This is a genomic window from Limnohabitans parvus II-B4 (assembly GCF_003063455.1).
Lineage (GTDB): Bacteria > Pseudomonadota > Gammaproteobacteria > Burkholderiales > Burkholderiaceae_C > Limnohabitans_A > Limnohabitans_A parvus.
In genome coordinates this window covers 767,258-783,089 of record NZ_NESN01000001.1, presented here as the reverse complement: position 1 = coordinate 783,089, position 15,832 = coordinate 767,258, and the positions used below count along the sequence as shown (strand labels likewise).

At 60.6% G+C, this 15,832-nt stretch carries 15 protein-coding genes; 10 read left to right on the top strand and 5 right to left on the bottom strand.

The window, feature by feature from the left end:
* Window positions 1-56 precede the first annotated feature (56 nt).
* The 5 genes from xdhA to B9Z37_RS03595 all read left to right on the top strand — a co-directional run bounded on the left by xdhA (window position 57) and on the right by B9Z37_RS03595 (window position 6,866).
* Window positions 57-1,529 (top strand): xanthine dehydrogenase small subunit, encoded by a 1,473-nt coding sequence (gene xdhA / locus B9Z37_RS03615; protein WP_108311633.1) that lies wholly within the window; start codon window positions 57-59, stop codon window positions 1,527-1,529.
* A complete protein-coding gene (gene xdhB / locus B9Z37_RS03610) occupies window positions 1,530-3,890 on the top strand; it encodes a xanthine dehydrogenase molybdopterin binding subunit (protein ID WP_108311632.1) in 2,361 nt (786 codons plus the stop codon).
* Window positions 3,891-3,965: 75 nt separating this feature from the next.
* Window positions 3,966-4,148, top strand: a complete 183-nt coding sequence (locus B9Z37_RS03605) for a hypothetical protein (protein ID WP_108311631.1) — start codon at window positions 3,966-3,968, stop codon at window positions 4,146-4,148.
* A 117-nt stretch (window positions 4,149-4,265) separates the two neighbouring features.
* Complete coding sequence (locus B9Z37_RS03600; RefSeq protein WP_108311630.1) at window positions 4,266-5,510, top strand: MFS transporter; 1,245 nt, start codon at window positions 4,266-4,268, stop codon at window positions 5,508-5,510.
* Window positions 5,511-5,639: 129 nt separating this feature from the next.
* Window positions 5,640-6,866: an MFS transporter gene (locus B9Z37_RS03595; RefSeq protein WP_240606606.1), complete on the top strand. Its 1,227-nt coding sequence runs from the start codon at window positions 5,640-5,642 to the stop codon at window positions 6,864-6,866.
* 29 nt (window positions 6,867-6,895) lie between these two features.
* Here the strand turns inward: B9Z37_RS03595 and B9Z37_RS03590 are convergent, their stop codons facing one another.
* Entirely contained in the window at window positions 6,896-7,318 is a 423-nt protein-coding gene (locus tag B9Z37_RS03590; RefSeq protein WP_240606605.1) for a hypothetical protein, read from the bottom strand.
* 212 nt (window positions 7,319-7,530) lie between these two features.
* Between B9Z37_RS03590 and xdhC the strand changes: the two genes are divergently transcribed.
* A complete protein-coding gene (gene xdhC, locus B9Z37_RS03585; RefSeq protein WP_108311628.1) occupies window positions 7,531-8,334 on the top strand; it encodes a xanthine dehydrogenase accessory protein XdhC in 804 nt (267 codons plus the stop codon).
* 176 nt (window positions 8,335-8,510) lie between these two features.
* Window positions 8,511-9,722 carry a urate hydroxylase PuuD gene (locus B9Z37_RS03580; protein WP_108311627.1) on the top strand — a complete coding sequence of 404 codons (1,212 nt, stop codon included), beginning with the start codon at window positions 8,511-8,513 and terminating at the stop codon, window positions 9,720-9,722.
* A gap of 85 nt (window positions 9,723-9,807) precedes the next feature.
* Here the strand turns inward: B9Z37_RS03580 and B9Z37_RS03575 are convergent, their stop codons facing one another.
* The 3 genes from B9Z37_RS03575 to B9Z37_RS03565 all read right to left on the bottom strand — a co-directional run bounded on the left by B9Z37_RS03575 (window position 9,808) and on the right by B9Z37_RS03565 (window position 11,603).
* Window positions 9,808-10,410 (bottom strand): lysophospholipid acyltransferase family protein, encoded by a 603-nt coding sequence (locus B9Z37_RS03575; protein WP_108311893.1) that lies wholly within the window; start codon window positions 10,408-10,410, stop codon window positions 9,808-9,810.
* Between the two features lie 120 nt (window positions 10,411-10,530).
* Entirely contained in the window at window positions 10,531-11,259 is a 729-nt protein-coding gene (locus B9Z37_RS03570) for an LrgB family protein (protein ID WP_108311626.1), read from the bottom strand.
* Window positions 11,260-11,264: 5 nt separating this feature from the next.
* Entirely contained in the window at window positions 11,265-11,603 is a 339-nt protein-coding gene (locus B9Z37_RS03565; RefSeq protein WP_108311625.1) for a CidA/LrgA family protein, read from the bottom strand.
* Window positions 11,604-11,798: 195 nt separating this feature from the next.
* Between B9Z37_RS03565 and B9Z37_RS03560 the strand changes: the two genes are divergently transcribed.
* The 3 genes from B9Z37_RS03560 to B9Z37_RS03550 are packed head-to-tail and all read left to right on the top strand — an operon-like array spanning window position 11,799 to window position 14,235.
* A complete protein-coding gene (locus tag B9Z37_RS03560; protein ID WP_108311624.1) occupies window positions 11,799-12,650 on the top strand; it encodes an oxidoreductase in 852 nt (283 codons plus the stop codon).
* A gap of 43 nt (window positions 12,651-12,693) precedes the next feature.
* Window positions 12,694-13,713: an AraC family transcriptional regulator gene (locus B9Z37_RS03555; RefSeq protein ID WP_108311623.1), complete on the top strand. Its 1,020-nt coding sequence runs from the start codon at window positions 12,694-12,696 to the stop codon at window positions 13,711-13,713.
* Between the two features lie 12 nt (window positions 13,714-13,725).
* Window positions 13,726-14,235 (top strand): hypothetical protein, encoded by a 510-nt coding sequence (locus B9Z37_RS03550; protein ID WP_108311622.1) that lies wholly within the window; start codon window positions 13,726-13,728, stop codon window positions 14,233-14,235.
* 1 nt (window position 14,236) lies between these two features.
* Here the strand turns inward: B9Z37_RS03550 and B9Z37_RS03545 are convergent, their stop codons facing one another.
* Window positions 14,237-15,667, bottom strand: coding sequence for an 8-oxoguanine deaminase (locus B9Z37_RS03545; protein ID WP_108311621.1), 1,431 nt, complete (start codon window positions 15,665-15,667; stop codon window positions 14,237-14,239).
* Between the last annotated feature and the right edge of the window lie 165 nt (window positions 15,668-15,832).

Sequence of the window (15,832 nt, the reverse complement as noted above, 5' to 3'; positions counted from 1 at the left end):
GGCCCCGATTCCTTAAAATCGGGGCCTTACCGTTTATTTACCCCACCCCCAGCACCATGACCCAAGTCACCAACACCGTGCGCTTTGTGCTCGACGGCCGCATCGTCGAAGCCCAAGGCGAGCGCCGCACCACCACCGTTCTGGACTACCTGCGCGAGGAGCTGCACCGCACTGGCACCAAAGAGGGCTGCGCTGAAGGCGATTGCGGCGCTTGTGTGGTCATGGTGGGTGAGCTCAATGCTGCAGGAACGGGCGTGGACTATGTGGCCACCAACGCCTGTATCCAGTTGCTGCCCTCTTTGGACGGCAAATCGGTCAAAACCGTCGAGAGCCTTAAAAAAGCCGACGGCACGCTGCACCCGGTGCAGGAAGAAATGATCAAGTGCCACGGCTCGCAGTGCGGCTTTTGCACCCCCGGCATCGTGATGAGCTTGGTGAACCTGGTGCAGGTTTTGCCTATGCCCAACCGCCAGCAGATCACCGATTCGCTGAGCGGCAATCTGTGCCGCTGCACCGGCTACAAGCCGATCATCGATTCGGCCACCAAGGCTTGTGCCAAGCCCGAGGCGCTCAAGCTCGACGACAGCGCCGATGTGCCGCTGCTCAAAGAAATCCAACGCGCCAGCGTGCCTACCCTGAGCCTGGACGGCGACATCATCGTGCAGCCGGTGGTGCGAACCCGCAAAGGCAATGAGTTTGTGTCGCCCGCCACCCTCGCCGAGGTGGCCGACTATCTGGTCAAGAACCCCACCACCACGCTGTTGGCGGGCAGCACCGAAATTGGTCTGCAGGTCAACAAGCAGTTCAGCCGACCTGACCACATCATGTATTTGGGCAACGTCAAAGAACTGCGCCAAGTGACCGAGACCGCCAGCGCCTGGCGCATTGGCGCGGCCGTGTCGCTCACCCAAGTCGAAGCCCTGGTGGCCCAGGCTTACCCCGACTTCACCGAAGTGCTGCGCCGCTTTGGTTCGCCTCCCATCCGGTCGACCGCCACGCTGGCGGGCAACATCGCCAACGGCTCGCCGATTGGCGACACCATGCCTTGCCTGATGGCACTGGGGGCCAGCCTGGTGCTGCGCCGTGGCGACAAGACCCGCAAGGTGCTGCTGGACAACTTCTACACCGGCATGAAGAAAAACGTGATGGAGCCCGGTGAGTTCATCGAAGCCATCGAACTGCCCAAGCCCGTGGCCGGCCAGGTGTTCCGCGCCCACAAAGTGAGCAAGCGTTTTGAGCAAGACATCTCGGCCACTTGCGCAGCCATCAGCTACACGCTGCAAGGCGGCAAGCTGAGCGGAGTAAAGCTGGCCTACAACGGCCTGGCCCCATCGCCATGTCGTGCGCTCAAGCTCGAAGCCGTGTTGGAAGGCCGTGTGCCCACCGACGTGAAAGCCTCCGATCTGGACGCCGCCATTGCCACCAGCTTCACCGCCCGCGACGGTCTGCGTGCCACTTGGGCCTACCGCGCCTTGGTCGCCCGCAACCTGGTGCTCGAATTCATTGAAGAACAGAAAGAGGTGGCTTGAATGAACGCTCCTACCCCCATTAAAAACCTGTTGCCCGCTTCGGGCGTTCAGCAAGGCACCGACATCGTTCACGAGTCCGCGCACCTGCACGTCACGGGCTCGGCCACCTACATCGACGACATCCCTGAGCACGCAGGTACTTTGTATGCCGCGCTCATCTTGTCGCCTGTGGCGCATGGCGAGTTGATTGGTGACGGCATTGACCGCGCAGCCATCCTCAAGGAGCACGGCGTTGTGGCCGTCTATACCGCCAAAGACATCCCCGGCGAAAACAACTGCGGCCCCATCATCCATGACGACCCCTTCCTCGCTGCAGGCAAGGTCGAGTTCATCGGCCAGGCCGTGGCCGTGGTTGTGGCGCGTGAAATGCTCTACGCCCGCGAAGCCGCCAAAAAAGCCAAGGTGCTGGTGAAAGAACTCACGCCCATCTTGACCATCGAAGAGGCCATGGCCGCGAGCAGCTTCATCATGCCGCCCAAAGGCATCACGCGTGGTGACGCCGCTGCCGCCATTGCCAATGCGCCCCACAAAATCAAGGGCAGCACCAACACCGGCCAGCAAGAGCAGTTCTATCTGGAAGGCCAGATCACTTACGCTGTGCCCAAAGAAGACGGCCAGCTGACGCTGTACGTGTCGACCCAGCACCCCGACGGCAACCAGCGCGAAGCCGCGCACGCCCTGAACCTGCACACCAACGATGTGGAGGTGATCTGCCGCCGCATGGGTGGTGGCTTTGGTGGCAAAGAAGGCAACGCCAGCATCTTCAGCCAGAGCGCCGCACTGGCTGCGCACAAGCTGCAAAAGCCCGTCAAGCTGCGCGTGAACCGCGATGATGACATGACCATCACCGGCAAGCGTCACGATTTCCGCATCGACTACGAAGTGGGCTTTGACGACAACGGCCGAGTTTTGGGTGCCAACATCACGCTGATGTCGCGCTGCGGTTACAGCACCGATTATTCGGGCCCGGTGAACGACCGTGCTTGCTTGCACATCGACAACACTTATCACCTGCCCGCGCTCAAGCTGGTCAGCCACCGCTGCAAAACCAACACCCAAAGCGCCACAGCTTTCCGGGGCTTCGGCGGCCCACAAGGCATGTTCGGCATCGAGACGGTGATGGATGAGATTGCGATGACTTTGGGCAAAGACCCACTGCAAGTGCGCAAGCTCAATCTGTATAAAGACCCCGCCATCAGCGGCTCGCCCGACACCATGACCACCCAATACAACCAGTTGATTGAAGACTGGGTGGGCGACAAGGTGATCGACCAGGTGGAGCAGGAATCCAAATACGCCGAGCGCCGCGCCGCTGTGCATGCCTTCAACGCCAAGAGCAAAACCCGCAAGCGTGGTTTGGCCTTGGTGCCGCTCAAGTTCGGCATCAGCTTCACTGCGACTCACCTGAACCAGGGCGGCGCATTGCTGGTGGTCTACATGGACGGCTCGGTCAGCTGCAACCACGGCGGCACCGAAATGGGCCAGGGCCTGAACACCAAGATGGCGCAGGTGTGTGCCGATGGTTTGGGCATCAGCGTGGACCATGTGCGCATCACCGCGACCGATTCACAAAAAGTGCCCAACGCATCGGCCACCTCCGCTTCGAGCGGTGCCGACATCAACGGCGCGGCCATCATGAATGCCACCGCGCAAATGCGCGAGCGCTTGAAGCCCGTGGCGGCCCGCATGCTGGGTTGCGCCGAAGGCGATGTGAACTTTGCAAACAATGAAGTTCACGGTGGCGGCAAATCCGTCAAGTGGGCCGATGTGACCAAGCAGGCGTACATGGAACGTGTGGGCCTCTCTGTCACGGGTTTCTACATGACGCCCGAAATCAAATACGACTTCGCCACCCTGAATGGCCGCGCTTTCTACTACTACTGCTACGGCGCGGCCGCGAGCGAAGTGGAGATCGACACCCGCACGGGCGAGTGGTGGCTCAAGGCCGTGGACATCGTGCACGACGTTGGCCGCAGCATCAACCCTGCATTGGACAAAGGCCAGATCGAAGGCGCTTATGTGCAAGGCATGGGCTGGCTCACCATGGAAGAGTGCATTTGGGACAAGAAGGGCAAGCTGCTCACCCACGGCCCGAGCACTTACAAAATTCCGGTGGCGGGCGACATCCCAGAGCACTTCAATGTGACCCTGTTTGACAACGCCAACTTGAAGCCCACGCCTTTCAACAGCAAAGCCACGGGCGAGCCGCCTTTGATGCTGGGCTTGTCGGCCTTCTTCGCTTTGCGCGATGCGGTGGCCGCCAGCGCCGACCACAAAGCTGTGGTTTACATGGACGCCCCGGCCACGCCCGAGCGCATCCTGATGGCGTGCGAAAAAGCCAAGGCCACTGCAGGGTTGTGATGGGTTGAGCCGGATGCCTGAAACAGTTTCAGGCATCCTGTCATTTTGATTCATCCAGCCCACAGGAGCCCGCCCATGTCAGACGATCCACGGTGCTGCGGCACCGGCACTTGCATCATCAACGCCGAAGGCCTGTGCTGGTGCGGCCAGCGCTGGGATGGCGAGAAGATGTGTTTCATGGCCGAGCCTGCGCCAGCGAAATCCCAATCTCAAAACGCCGAGCCCTCCCATCAGCCTTCTCGCGCTGGGCAAGATTGATCGCAGCCCCAGCATGACCCCCAGCCCATACTCGCGCGAGGTCTTGCAGAGTTTGCAGCTGGGCACAAGGCCGCCACGTTGACCTCTTCAGCCACCCCGGCCACAACCCCACCTGCCATGCACTGGCGAGACCCGTTCCGGGTCCGGAGTTTCCGCTTTCAGTGGCCTGCCGACCTGGCCACCTCCTGGGCCTTCGAGATGGAGTCCATCGTGCTGGGCTGGTTCATCCTGGTCGAGTCGGGCTCGGTCATGATGCTGGTGGTGTTTGGCTCATTGCAGTACTTGGGCTCTTTGGTCTCGCCCTTGTTTGGTGTGGTGGGCGATCGGCTGGGTTACCGCCGCATGCTGTACTTGTCACGGGCGCTCTATGCAGCGCTGGCCGCCACCTTCATGCTGCTGGCCTGGCTGCAAGCGCTCACGCCCATGATCGTGTTGTGCATGGCCGCTTTGGCTGGCCTGGTGCGGCCGTCTGACATGATGATGCGCAACGCGCTGATCGCGCAGACTTTGCCGTCCCGGCATTTGCTGGGTGCCTTGGGCATCTCGCGCATCACCTCGGATTCGGCCCGCATCGCGGGTGCTTTGGCGGGGGCAGGCGTGGTCGCCTGGCTGGGCATGACCTGGGCATACGCGCTGATCACCGCGCTCTACACCCTCAGTTTTGTGCTGTCGCGCGGCGTGGCCGATGGGCCTGCGCCAACAGCCGCCAAAGATGCTCCACCCCTGTCGTCCGTGTCGCCCGTGCGGGATTTGCAGCTGGCTTTTGCTTACGTGTGGACGCGCCCGGTGCTGATGGCGGCCATGGCCTTGGCCTTCTTGGTCAACCTGCTGGCCTTTCCCTTTTCATTGGGTTTGCTCCCCTATGTGGCCAAAAACATTTACATGACTGACCAGACGGGCCTGGGCTGGTTGGGGGCGAGCTTTGCCTTTGGCGGGCTGGTGGGTTCGGTGGTGCTGAGTTCACACCGCTTTGCGTTTCGCGCCGCGCAAACCATGGTGCTGGCCGGGGCGGTGTGGTTTGCGGTGGATGTGCTGCTGGCCTTCAGCACCCATTTGGGGGTGGGCATGGCCATGTTGTGGGTGGCGGGCTTGGCGCAAAGCCTGAGCATGACGCCGCTGGCGGCCGTGATGCTGCGCGTGACCGAGCCCGCCTACCGCGGCCGCGTGATGGGCATGCGCATGCTGGCCATCTGGGGCCTGCCTTTGGGTTTGCTGCTGTCGGGCCCCTTGATTGAGCGCTGGGGCTATGACGCCACGGCTGGTGCGTATTCGGTCCTGGGCTTGCTGCTCACGGGTGCCATGGCGGTGTATTGGCGGGCGCACATCTGGGACGCCAAAGCCCCAGCCAATAAGCCTTTGTGAAGGTGCCTGCTACTTATAAACTGTGACCAAAGCGACAGCGCACAAGCGGCCTTGAGCGCACAGTCTTGGTGCTTGGCCGGGTTGCCCACAGCCTGTTTCCCAAGACGAAGTCGAAAGCTGACATTGACCATGACGACCTTGACCCCTTCTGCTGCCCCTTTGCCTGAACAAGACGCCGACCACCCTCGCATGGTGCGTGGCCTGCTCAACATCGCACACGCGCTCGACCATTTGTTCTTGCTAATTTTTGCAGCGGCAGTCAGCACCATCGCCCTCGACATGGGTTTGGCCCAATGGCAAGACCTCATGCCTTACGGTGCGGGTGCGTTTTTCATGTTCGGTCTGGGTTCTTTGCCCGCCGGGCGCTTGGGCGATCTGTGGGGCCGCCGCAGCATGATGTTGGTTTTCTTCTTTGGCATTGGCGCTGCCTCCATCCTCACGGCCTTTGCGCAAACGCCTTGGCAGTTGGCCGCCTGTCTGACGCTGATCGGTGTCTTTGCTGCCATTTACCACCCCGTAGGCATTCCTATGCTGCTCGAGCGTTCGTCGAATCCGGGCGCAACCATCGGGTTCAATGGCCTGGCGGGCAATCTGGGTGTGGCCGTGGCGGCTTTGCTCACCGGCTTTTTGATCCAGTGGCAAGGCTGGCGGGCGGCTTTTGTTTTGCCGGGCCTGGCGGCGTTGCTTTGCGGTTGGGTCTTCGCACGCGCGTGCCCGAAAGAGGTCTCGTCACCCGCCAAGCGCAAGGGCGGGGCCAAGGTGAGTTTGCCCGCGCCCTTGCTGGCCCGTGCGCTGGTGGTCATGACGGCTGCTGCCATCACCAGCAGCGTGTTGTTCAACTTCACCACCAACGGCAATGGGCCCTTGTTGGCTGAGCGCTTTCAGGGTGTGATGGAAGACCCAGCTGCGCTGGGCCTGCTACTGGCCTTGGTCTATGCCGTGGCCTCGCTTGCCCAGGTGGTGGTGGGGCATCTGATCAACCGTTTCCCACTCAAGCGTTTTTTCATGTTCATGGTGATAGCGCAAATTCCCATGCTGGTGCTGGCCTCTCAAGCGCAGGGCTGGTGGTTGTTTGCAGCGCTCATCGGGCTGATGGTGTTCATCTTCGGGGCAATTCCCTTTACCGATTTCATGATCGCCCGTTATGTGGACGACCGCTTGCGCTCACGCGTTTCGGGCATGCGCCTTGGCGTGTCATTTGCGGTGAGTTCTTTGTCGGTTTGGGCTTTGGGGCCTGTGGTCAAGGCCATGGGCTTTGGCAGCTCTCTCTTGCTGCTGGCGGGCTTTTCGGTGGCCACTACGCTCATTTTGACCCTGTTGCCCGGTGCTGCACACGAGCAGGTTCAGGCGGCTTGAAACTGCCGGGTGGCAGCAGGTCCAGCGCTTCAGTCTTGACCTTCTGTCAGGGTGTCGAGCTGAAATTTGCCGCTTTTGTGCCACAGCCAGACATCGGTGTAGGTGACTTGGCTCATGTGTTTGGGCACGGGGTAGGGGGCTGAGGCTTTCACCATGCGCTCGATCTCTGCCATGACGTGGGGCACATGTTTGGGTGCACGCATCCAGTTCACCGCTTTGACCGATCCTTTTTGGTCAATGTCCACATTCAAGACGCCCACGGCTTCGAGCATAGGCGGCATGCGGCCTTTGTAGATGCGGTGGGCGTGCATGCCGTAAAGATGACCGGCAGCGTCCTTTCGATACTCTTTGCTGTTGCGGGCCAAAGATGTGGGGCCCGACGAGGGGGCCATGATTTTTTCGGGGACTTTGGCTGCAGGCTTCATGGGGACAGGCGCAGGTTGCGGTGTCACGGGCGGAGGTGGGGGAGAGCTGCAGCCGCTGATCAATGCCAAAGCCGCGGAACCCAGGGTCAACCAACTTTGGTTGACGTATTTGTGAATGGTTGGCAAACGTGGCGTCATGTTGAGACCTTGTCCTTGGCATACTCTGAGCTGTGGTGGATTGTGGCATCGTCAGGGTCGGATGAGCAAGCAGGCCGCATTCCTCAACATTGAATGGACACATGAGCGTGAATTGGATTGAGCAAGCCCTTCAAGGGCTGAACACCGACAAAGCGGTGCTGGTAACTGTGCAAGCCACGCAGGGCTCTGTGCCCCGCGGTCCTGGCACGCACATGGTGGTGTTTGCCGAAGCTGAGCAGGGCACGATCGGTGGTGGGCATCTGGAGTTTCAAGCGCTGGCGCATGCTCGGCTCCTCTTGAAAGGGCAAACCGAGCAAATCCACTTGCACCAGGTCTTGGGGCCCAGCTTGGGGCAATGTTGCGGTGGTGCCGTCGATCTTGTGTTTGAGCAGGTCAGTGCTGCTGACCTGCCTCGGCTGCGCCTGCAGTTGACACCCCCCCGCACGCCCTTGGCCTTGTTTGGGGGCGGTCATGTGGGTAAGGCCCTGGTCCACACACTGGTCAACTTGCCCTTTGCCGTGCGTTGGGTGGACAGCCGCGACGAGATTTTCCCAGCCGACGTGCCTGACGGGGTGGATTGTGAACACTCCAACCCGGTACAGGCTGCGGTGGCCGATCTTGCGCCTGGCAGCCGGGTGCTGATCATGAGCTTCAGCCATGCTGAGGACCTGGACATTGTGATTGCATGCTTGAAGCGCCAAAAGGAGCGGGGTGATTTGCCTTTTGTGGGCCTGATTGGCAGCAAGACCAAATGGGCCACCTTTCGACACCGCCTAGAAGACCGTGGGTTCACTGCCCAAGAGATCGACCACATCACCTGTCCGATTGGAGTGCCAGGCATCACGGGAAAAGAGCCTGAAGTCATTGCCGTTGCGGTGGCGGCACAACTTTTGCAAACGCTTTGAGCGGGAGATGCTCGTTTCCCCTAGGCCAAAGAGGGATGGGAAGACTGGAAACGCACCTTTAAATTGTATACACTTCGGTGCACTGGTCGCAGCGGCGCAGGAATCCCCGGATTCATGTTCGCGACCGAATACCCGCTCACAGGGCCCGCGGTGGTGAGCTGGTTGGAGAATCCTTCATGGAATCGTATTTTCTGGAATGGGCCAATTTGTTGCTGCGATGGGTGCATGTCATCACCGCCATCGCCTGGATTGGCTCCTCGTTTTACTTTGTCTTTCTGGACAACAACCTGCAAAAACCCAACTCGCCCGACTTGCTCGAAAAAGGCGTGGGCGGAGCCATGTGGGCGGTGCACGGCGGCGGTTTTTACAACCCGCAAAAGTACATGGTGGCCCCCAAAAAAATCCACACCAAGCTCCATTGGTTCTATTGGGAAAGTTATTCCACCTGGTTAAGCGGCTTTGCGTTGTTCACGGTGCTTTACCTCTACAACGCGGGCACCTTTTTGATCGACAAGTCCTTGATGGACTGGTCGCCCGTGGTGGCGGGTTCTGCTGCGGTGGGCCTGCTGGTTGCGTTCTGGTTGGTTTACGACACGATCTGCCGCGTGTTTGGTTTCCGTAAAAACGGTGAGCTGATTGTTGCGGGCCTGATGATTGTGGTGGTGGCGTTTTGCGCCTGGCTGGCCAATGAACTGTTTGCCGGTCGTGCAGCTTTCTTGTTGGTGGGCGCGATGATCGCGACCGCCATGAGCGCCAACGTGTTCTTCTGGATCATCCCCGGCCAACGCAAAGTGGTGGCGGCCATGACCAGCGGTGAGACGTATGACGCGAACGCCTTGGCCATCCACGGCAAGCGCGGCAAACAGCGCAGCGTGCACAACACCTATTTCACGCTGCCCGTCATCTTTGCGATGCTGAGTAACCACTACAGCTTCTTGTACACACATGAACAGCGCTGGGTGCTGCTGTTTGTGATGATGTTGGCGGGTGCCTTGATTCGTCAATTCTTTGTGCAACGCCATGGCTTCCATCTGGGCCGCGCCGCCAACCCTTGGCCTTTTGCGGCCGTGGGTGTGGTGATGATCTTGGGTGTGATCGTGGCCTTGCGTCCCGCCCCTCCTAAGGCATCTGCCGCGCCTGCATTGCCCGTGAGCTTTGCACAAGTGCAAAGCCTGGTGGGGCAGCACTGCCTGTCATGCCATGGTGCGCAGGTGCAAATGAAGAACGTGCGCCTGGACAGCCCTGAGTTGATCAAACAAAACGCTCAAAACATGTACCAACAAGTGGTGGTGACCAAGCAAATGCCCATGGGCAACGCCACAGGATTGACCGAGGAAGACCGTGCCTTGTTCGGTCGATGGTTTCAGGCAGGGGCCAAAACCGAGTGAGTGAATGGGCGATGGGGTAACAGCTGCCCCTCGTCATCGGTCTAACAGCCGTTGCTAGGGGTGCTTAGCCTATTGCGTGAGAGACCTATGGATTTTCAGGGGGTGTCTCAAACAGGTCTGCATTTTTGCCCTTGAAAGGGGCATAAAAAGCTTTGATGGCCACCATGTCCTTCTCGATGTCCCCCGATGGGTAGAACAAAGGCCCCAAGCCACTGGCCTTGCGCGAATAGTCCATGTAGGCCATCACGATGGGCACTTGCGCTTGCAGGGCGATGTAATAAAAGCCGGTTTTCCAATAGCGGGTTTTGCTGCGTGTGCCTTCAGGCGGCACCACCAAGTGCACTGCGCCATCGGCTTTGACCAATTCTTGCGCACAAGAGTCCACCAAGTTAGAGGCTTGCGAGCGGTTGACCGCAATGCCGCCCAGCCAGCGCATGACTGGACCAAACGGAAAAGAGAAGATGCTGCTTTTGCCCATCCAGTAAATCTGCAGGCGCAAGGCAAACGCCACCATCAAGGTGTAAGGCAAATCCCAGTTGCTGGTGTGGGGTGCCGCAATCAGCACGCATTTGCTCACCCCCTCAGGGAGTTGACCCTCAATTTTCCAGCCAGTGACTTTGAGAAACCCCAGCGAGATGCCGCGAAGGGTGGTGTTGACGATGGGGGTGTCAAAAATGGTGCGGTGCATGGCGCTGGGGCGGTCATCGGAAATCGGCGAGTGCGACACGCGGGCGCGCATGGCTCGGGGAGCACCGATTATGTCTGTCAAATTGACCTGAATGGCCAAATTGCGCCATTTCCGCCGCGTTCAAAACCACCAGGCCACAGCATAAGGAATCAGCATCGCCCCCGCAATGCCGTGCAGCCCCATGCCCAAGCTGGCATAGGCACCAGCCTCGGCGTTCACGCTGAAAGCGCGTGAGGTGCCAATGCCGTGCGCGGCCACGCCCAGAGCAAACCCGCGTTGCCACCAGGCTGTCACGCGCAGGGCGTCCAGCACATAGCGGCCGAGTACCGCGCCCAAAATTCCTGTGCTGACGGCAAAAATGGCGGTCAGGGTGGGCGAGGCTTGCACACGCTCGGCAATGCCCATGGCAATCGGCGCGGTGACCGACTTGGCTACCAAGCCGCGCACCAGCGCTTCGTCCACGCCGAGCCAACGCGCCATGCCCACGGCCGTCAGCATCGAGGTGATGCCACCCGCCATGAGCGACAGAAGCAACACCCCCATGCGCCCTTTGAGAGAGGCAAAGCCCTTGTAAATCGGAATGGCCAGCGACACCGTGGCCGTGCCCAACAAAAAGTGCACAAACTGCGCGCCTTCAAAGTACTGGGCATAGGGCATGTCGATCACGCTGATGCCGATGCACACCAGCACCACCGCAATCAGAACCGGGTTGGCCAGCGGGTTGCGCTGGCTGCGCTCGTAAAGCGTGAGGCCCAGCAGGTAAGCGCTGAGTGTGAGCACCAAAGCCAGCAGTGGGCTGCCTGAGAGGTAGACCCAGATGTCGGAGATGGGCGGCAAGGCGTTGTTCATGTCGCTCAGTCCTTTTGGGCGAACAGTTTGAGCACCAAGGCGGTGACCGCCACCGTGGCCACCACGCTCAGCACCAGCGCCGCCGTGATGGCCCATGCGTTGGCCTTCAGCACGGGCAAATAAAGCACCACGCCCACCGATGCCGGGATGAACAAGAGCCCCAGGTGCTGCAAGATACCGTTGCCCACCAGGTCCATGGATGCGGGCACTTGGCCGCGCAGGAACAAAAACAAAAGCAACAACACCAAGCCCAAAACAGGCCCGGGGATGAAAGGCAGGGCGAATTTGGACAGCAGCTCGCCGAGCGCCTGAAAAAGGAAAAGTTGAACGAAGCCTTGAATCATGGTCTCAGTGTAGGTCAGTGAATTGGCGTTGTGGAGTGCAGACAGTTGTGACCTGAGCGAATAACTTATCCCCTAAACGGCAGCTAAGAGACTTGGCATCTTCGGCATGCGCATTGGCGTGATTCGATGGCGACACTTCGCGCCCCAGCAGCGACCATGACGCCATTCGCAACACAAGCACAAACGGAGTTTTCCATGGCATCGACATCCCCCTTTTCCCAACTCAAACCACAGGTGGCCCTCGTCACCGGCGCATCGTCCGGCATGGGCAAAGAAACGGCCAAACGGTTGCTGCAAGAGGGCTTGGTGGTTTACGTCGCGGCCCGGCGTGTGGCGCAAATGGAAGACCTGCGGGCCCTGGGCGCGATACCGCTGCAGATGGACATTTCGGTGGACGCTGACATCGTCGCGGTCGTGAACGCCATCACTGCGAGCCATGGCGGCATCGACGTGTTGGTGAACAACGCGGGCTTTGGCATGTACGGCGCGATGGAAGATTCGACCCTGGCCGACGCCCGTTACCAGTTTGAAGTCAACCTGTTTGGGATGGCGCGGCTCACGCAGTTGGCGCTGCCGCACATGCGCCGCCAACAGGCGGGTAAGGTCATCAACATCTCGTCAATGGGCGGCAAGATGTACACCCCGTTGGGCTCGTGGTACCACGCCACCAAGCACGCGGTGGAAGGCTGGAGCGATTGCTTGCGCCTCGAGTTGGCACCTTTGGGCATTCAGGTGGTCATCATTGAGCCCGGTGTGATTGCCACCGAATGGGGTGGCGTGATGCTCGAACCCATGCTGGCGCGTTCGGGCCAAGGCCCTTACCACGCCATGGCCCACGGCATGGCCAAGGCCATGCGCAGCACTTACGCCAAAGCGGGTGCCGCCTCACCGCCTTCGGTGGTGGCCGATGCCATACTGCAGGCTGTGCGTTCGCGCCGACCCAAAACCCGTTACGTCATCGGCAAAATGGCCAAGCCCTTGATGTTCATCCGCAAGTATTTCGGGGACCGCCTCTTTGACATGGCCATCATGAGCCAAGCCAAGTAGTCTGACCGTTGAAACTTCCCTACATGCCAGAAAGCCCCCCACCGTGAAACAGGCCACACGTTTTGCCCTGCAGATGGGTTGGAAACTGCTCATCCTGGACATGGGCTACGCCCCCGCCGACGTGCTGAGCCTGGCGCGGCTGCCGGGTGACCTGTTTGCACGCCCGGGCGGCGCGAGTTTGTCGCCCGCCCAGTACTTTGACCTGTGGCGCGGACTGGAGCAGGCCGCAGGCAATGACGAACTGGCCTTGAAGCTCGCGCAGGCCATGTCGGTCGAGGCTTTTGACCCGGCCATGTTCGCCTGCCTGTGCAGCCCCGACCTGAACACCGCGCTGCAGCGGCTGGCGCATTACAAACGCCTGATGTGCCCCTTGCACATGGTGGTCGACATTCGCGCCGAACGCACGCTGGTCACGCTCAGCTGCTACGGCAGCGACGAGCCGATTCCCCGCAGCTTGGGCGTGTCGGAGCTGGTGTTTTTCACGCAACTGGCGCGCTTGGGCACGCGTGAGCGGATCGAGCCCTTGGCGGCCTCGGTGCCCGATGTGCCTTTGAATCTGGCGCCCTACCAGGCTTATCTGGGCTGTGCTTTGGGCACTTCTGAACAGATCCAAATGACGTTCTCGGCGCAAGATGCGCGGCGTCCTTTCTTGACCAACAACATGGCCATGTGGGCGGCGTTTGAGCCTGCCCTCAACAGCCGACTCTCTGAGTTGGATGCACAAGCGAGCCTGCGCGAGCGGGTGCGAGCCGTGTTGCTGGAGACGCTGCCCGCAGGCATCAGCAGCATCGATGCCGTGGCCCAGCGCTTGGCCACCAGCAAGCGTTCCTTGCAGCGGCAGTTGGCCGAAGAGTCGGTGGGGTTTCAAGAACTGCTCAGCGAGGTGCGGCATGAGCTGGCGCGACATTACCTGAGCCGCACCGACATTTCAGCCGGAGAGATTTCGTGGCTGCTGGGCTTTCAGGAAAGCAACTCTTTCATCCGGGCCTTCAGAAGCTGGACGGGCACCACGCCTGCTGCCTATCGGCAGGGGCGTGCGGGCATGGACGCCCAGTGGCATTGAGGGGCACAGAACATGAACACAGGAGACCTGCACATGGTGAAAGAGATGACGGATTATTTTGTCGGGGAGAAGCAAGAAAGCGTGCTCTTCATCTTGGCGGCCTTGATGGCGATAGGCCTGGCGGTTTGGCTGTGGTCCCACGGCCACCGCCTGCGCTGGATGGCGCTGCCTTTGGTGGTGGTGGCGCTGATGCAGCTGGTGGTGGGTGCCACCATTTTTGCGCGCACCGATGCACAACTGGCCAAGCTCAGCACTCAACTCGTTAGCTCACTAGCCGAGTTCAAACAAGCCGAAACCGAGCGCATGCAAACGGTGATGGCCAACTTCAAACTGTACAAAAGCGTTGAACTGGCCCTGCTGGTGCTCGGGGCCTGCCTGATCGCGTTCCTCTCCAAATGGGACGCGGCCACCGCCATCGGCATCGGCTTGGTGGTGCAGGCGGGCTTCACGCTGGCGCTGGACTTGTTTGCTGAGGCGCGTGGGGAGGCTTATTTGAGGGCGTTGGCGGGTATGGCTGCTTAGCTCACTTCACACCCAAGGCGAGTTGCATTGCCAATTGGTTGTGCCGCTCAATGAGCGGCCCCATGTCCACTGTGGTGATCCGGCCTTGCCGCACCACCACGCGTCCGTTGACGATGGTGTAGTCGGCGTTATCACTGGCGCACAGCAAAAGCGCCCCCACCGGGTCGTGCACCGCACCGCCCGCCATGCTGAGCGTATCGGTGCGGAACATCGCGATGTCTGCGCAATAGCCTTCTTTGATTTGCCCCAGCTCGTGGGCGCGGCCCAGCACCTCAGCCCCACCGCGTGTGGCCAGGCGCAGGGCGTCGCGGGGAGTCATGTCTGACGGACCCAAGTCACAGCCAAACACAGTGCGCCCGTCTTCGACGTGCGGTGGCTCCATCGCCCGCCTCACACGCGCCAGCAGCATGGCCTGGCGTGCTTCGTTCAGCAGGTGTGCCGCGTCGTTGCTGGCGCTGCCATCCACACCCAAACCAATCGGGACACCCGCGTCGAGCATTTTGCGCAGGGGCAAGATGCCGCTGGCCAATCGCATGTTGCTGCACGGGCAGTGGGCAATGCCGGTGCGTGTTTTGGCGAACAGGTAGGTGCCTTCGTCGTCGAGCTTCACACCGTGGGCGTGCCACACATCGTGGCCCACCCAGCCCAAGTCTTCCGCGTATTGCGCGGGGGTGCAGTTGAACTTCTCGCGGGTGTAGGCAATGTCGTGGTCGTTTTCGGCCAAATGGGTGTGCAGGCGCACGCCGTGAGTGCGGGCTAATTTTGCGGATTCGCGCATCAAGTCCTGGCTCACGCTGAAGGGTGAGCAGGGGGCCACGGCCACATGTGTCATCGACCCGAAGCTGGCGTCGTGCCAGGTCTCGATCAGGCGCTGGGTTTCTTTCAGGATGGCGGGTTCTTTTTCGACCACGCTGTCGGGTGGCAAGCCGCCTTGGCTTTCACCCACGCTCATGCTGCCGCGAGTGGCCGTGAAGCGCATGCCGATGGTGTGCGCCGCTTCGATGCTGTCGTCCAGCCGCACGCCGTTGGGGTAAATGTAGAGGTGGTCACTGCTGGTGGTGCAGCCGCTCAGCAAGAGTTCTGCCATGGCCACCTGGCCTGACACACACACCATCTCGGGTGTGAGGCCCACCCAGATCGGATACAGCCCTTTGAGCCAGCTGAACAGCTCGGCGTTTTGCACCGACGGAATCGCCCGCGTGAGCGACTGGTACATATGGTGGTGCGTGTTGATCAGGCCCGGCACCACCACATGGTGGCGGGCGTCGATCACTTCATCCACTTGTGTGAGCAGTTCGTCGATGTTCTCGGTCGCGGGGATGATACGTTCGATGCGGCCGTCGCGGATCAGCAGCGAGGCGTCGTTGAGTTCTGTATGGGTATCGTCTTGCGTGGCGATGCAGCGGGCGCGGTGGATGAGCAGCGTGGTCATAGACTTGTCCTTGGGTAAGGTGTGAAACAAGTCGCGGCCGAATCCCCTGACCCCAGTGCGCCGGGGGGAGGGCGAGCACCACGTTGCCGCGCGTCTCGGGCTGTGCAGTAGGGCAGATTTTACGCAGACGCTGTCCTGAGCCTTTCTTGATGTGCGGACGCTTTG

Bases quoted from the DNA above. Each gene is read 5' to 3' on its own strand.
- B9Z37_RS03605 (WP_108311631.1), top strand. From the start codon at position 3,966: ATGTCAGACGATCCACGGTGCTGCGGCACCGGCACTTGCATCATCAAC.
- B9Z37_RS03560 (WP_108311624.1), top strand. From the start codon at position 11,799: ATGGCATCGACATCCCCCTTTTCCCAACTCAAACCACAGGTGGCCCTC.
- xdhC (WP_108311628.1), top strand. From the start codon at position 7,531: ATGAGCGTGAATTGGATTGAGCAAGCCCTTCAAGGGCTGAACACCGAC.
- B9Z37_RS03565 (WP_108311625.1), bottom strand. From the start codon at position 11,603: ATGATTCAAGGCTTCGTTCAACTTTTCCTTTTTCAGGCGCTCGGCGAG.
- B9Z37_RS03600 (WP_108311630.1), top strand. From the start codon at position 4,266: ATGCACTGGCGAGACCCGTTCCGGGTCCGGAGTTTCCGCTTTCAGTGG.
- B9Z37_RS03595 (WP_240606606.1), top strand. From the start codon at position 5,640: ATGACGACCTTGACCCCTTCTGCTGCCCCTTTGCCTGAACAAGACGCC.
- B9Z37_RS03580 (WP_108311627.1), top strand. From the start codon at position 8,511: ATGGAATCGTATTTTCTGGAATGGGCCAATTTGTTGCTGCGATGGGTG.
- B9Z37_RS03575 (WP_108311893.1), bottom strand. From the start codon at position 10,410: ATGCACCGCACCATTTTTGACACCCCCATCGTCAACACCACCCTTCGC.
- B9Z37_RS03545 (WP_108311621.1), bottom strand. From the start codon at position 15,667: ATGACCACGCTGCTCATCCACCGCGCCCGCTGCATCGCCACGCAAGAC.
- xdhA (WP_108311633.1), top strand. From the start codon at position 57: ATGACCCAAGTCACCAACACCGTGCGCTTTGTGCTCGACGGCCGCATC.
- B9Z37_RS03550 (WP_108311622.1), top strand. From the start codon at position 13,726: ATGAACACAGGAGACCTGCACATGGTGAAAGAGATGACGGATTATTTT.
- B9Z37_RS03570 (WP_108311626.1), bottom strand. From the start codon at position 11,259: ATGAACAACGCCTTGCCGCCCATCTCCGACATCTGGGTCTACCTCTCA.
- xdhB (WP_108311632.1), top strand. From the start codon at position 1,530: ATGAACGCTCCTACCCCCATTAAAAACCTGTTGCCCGCTTCGGGCGTT.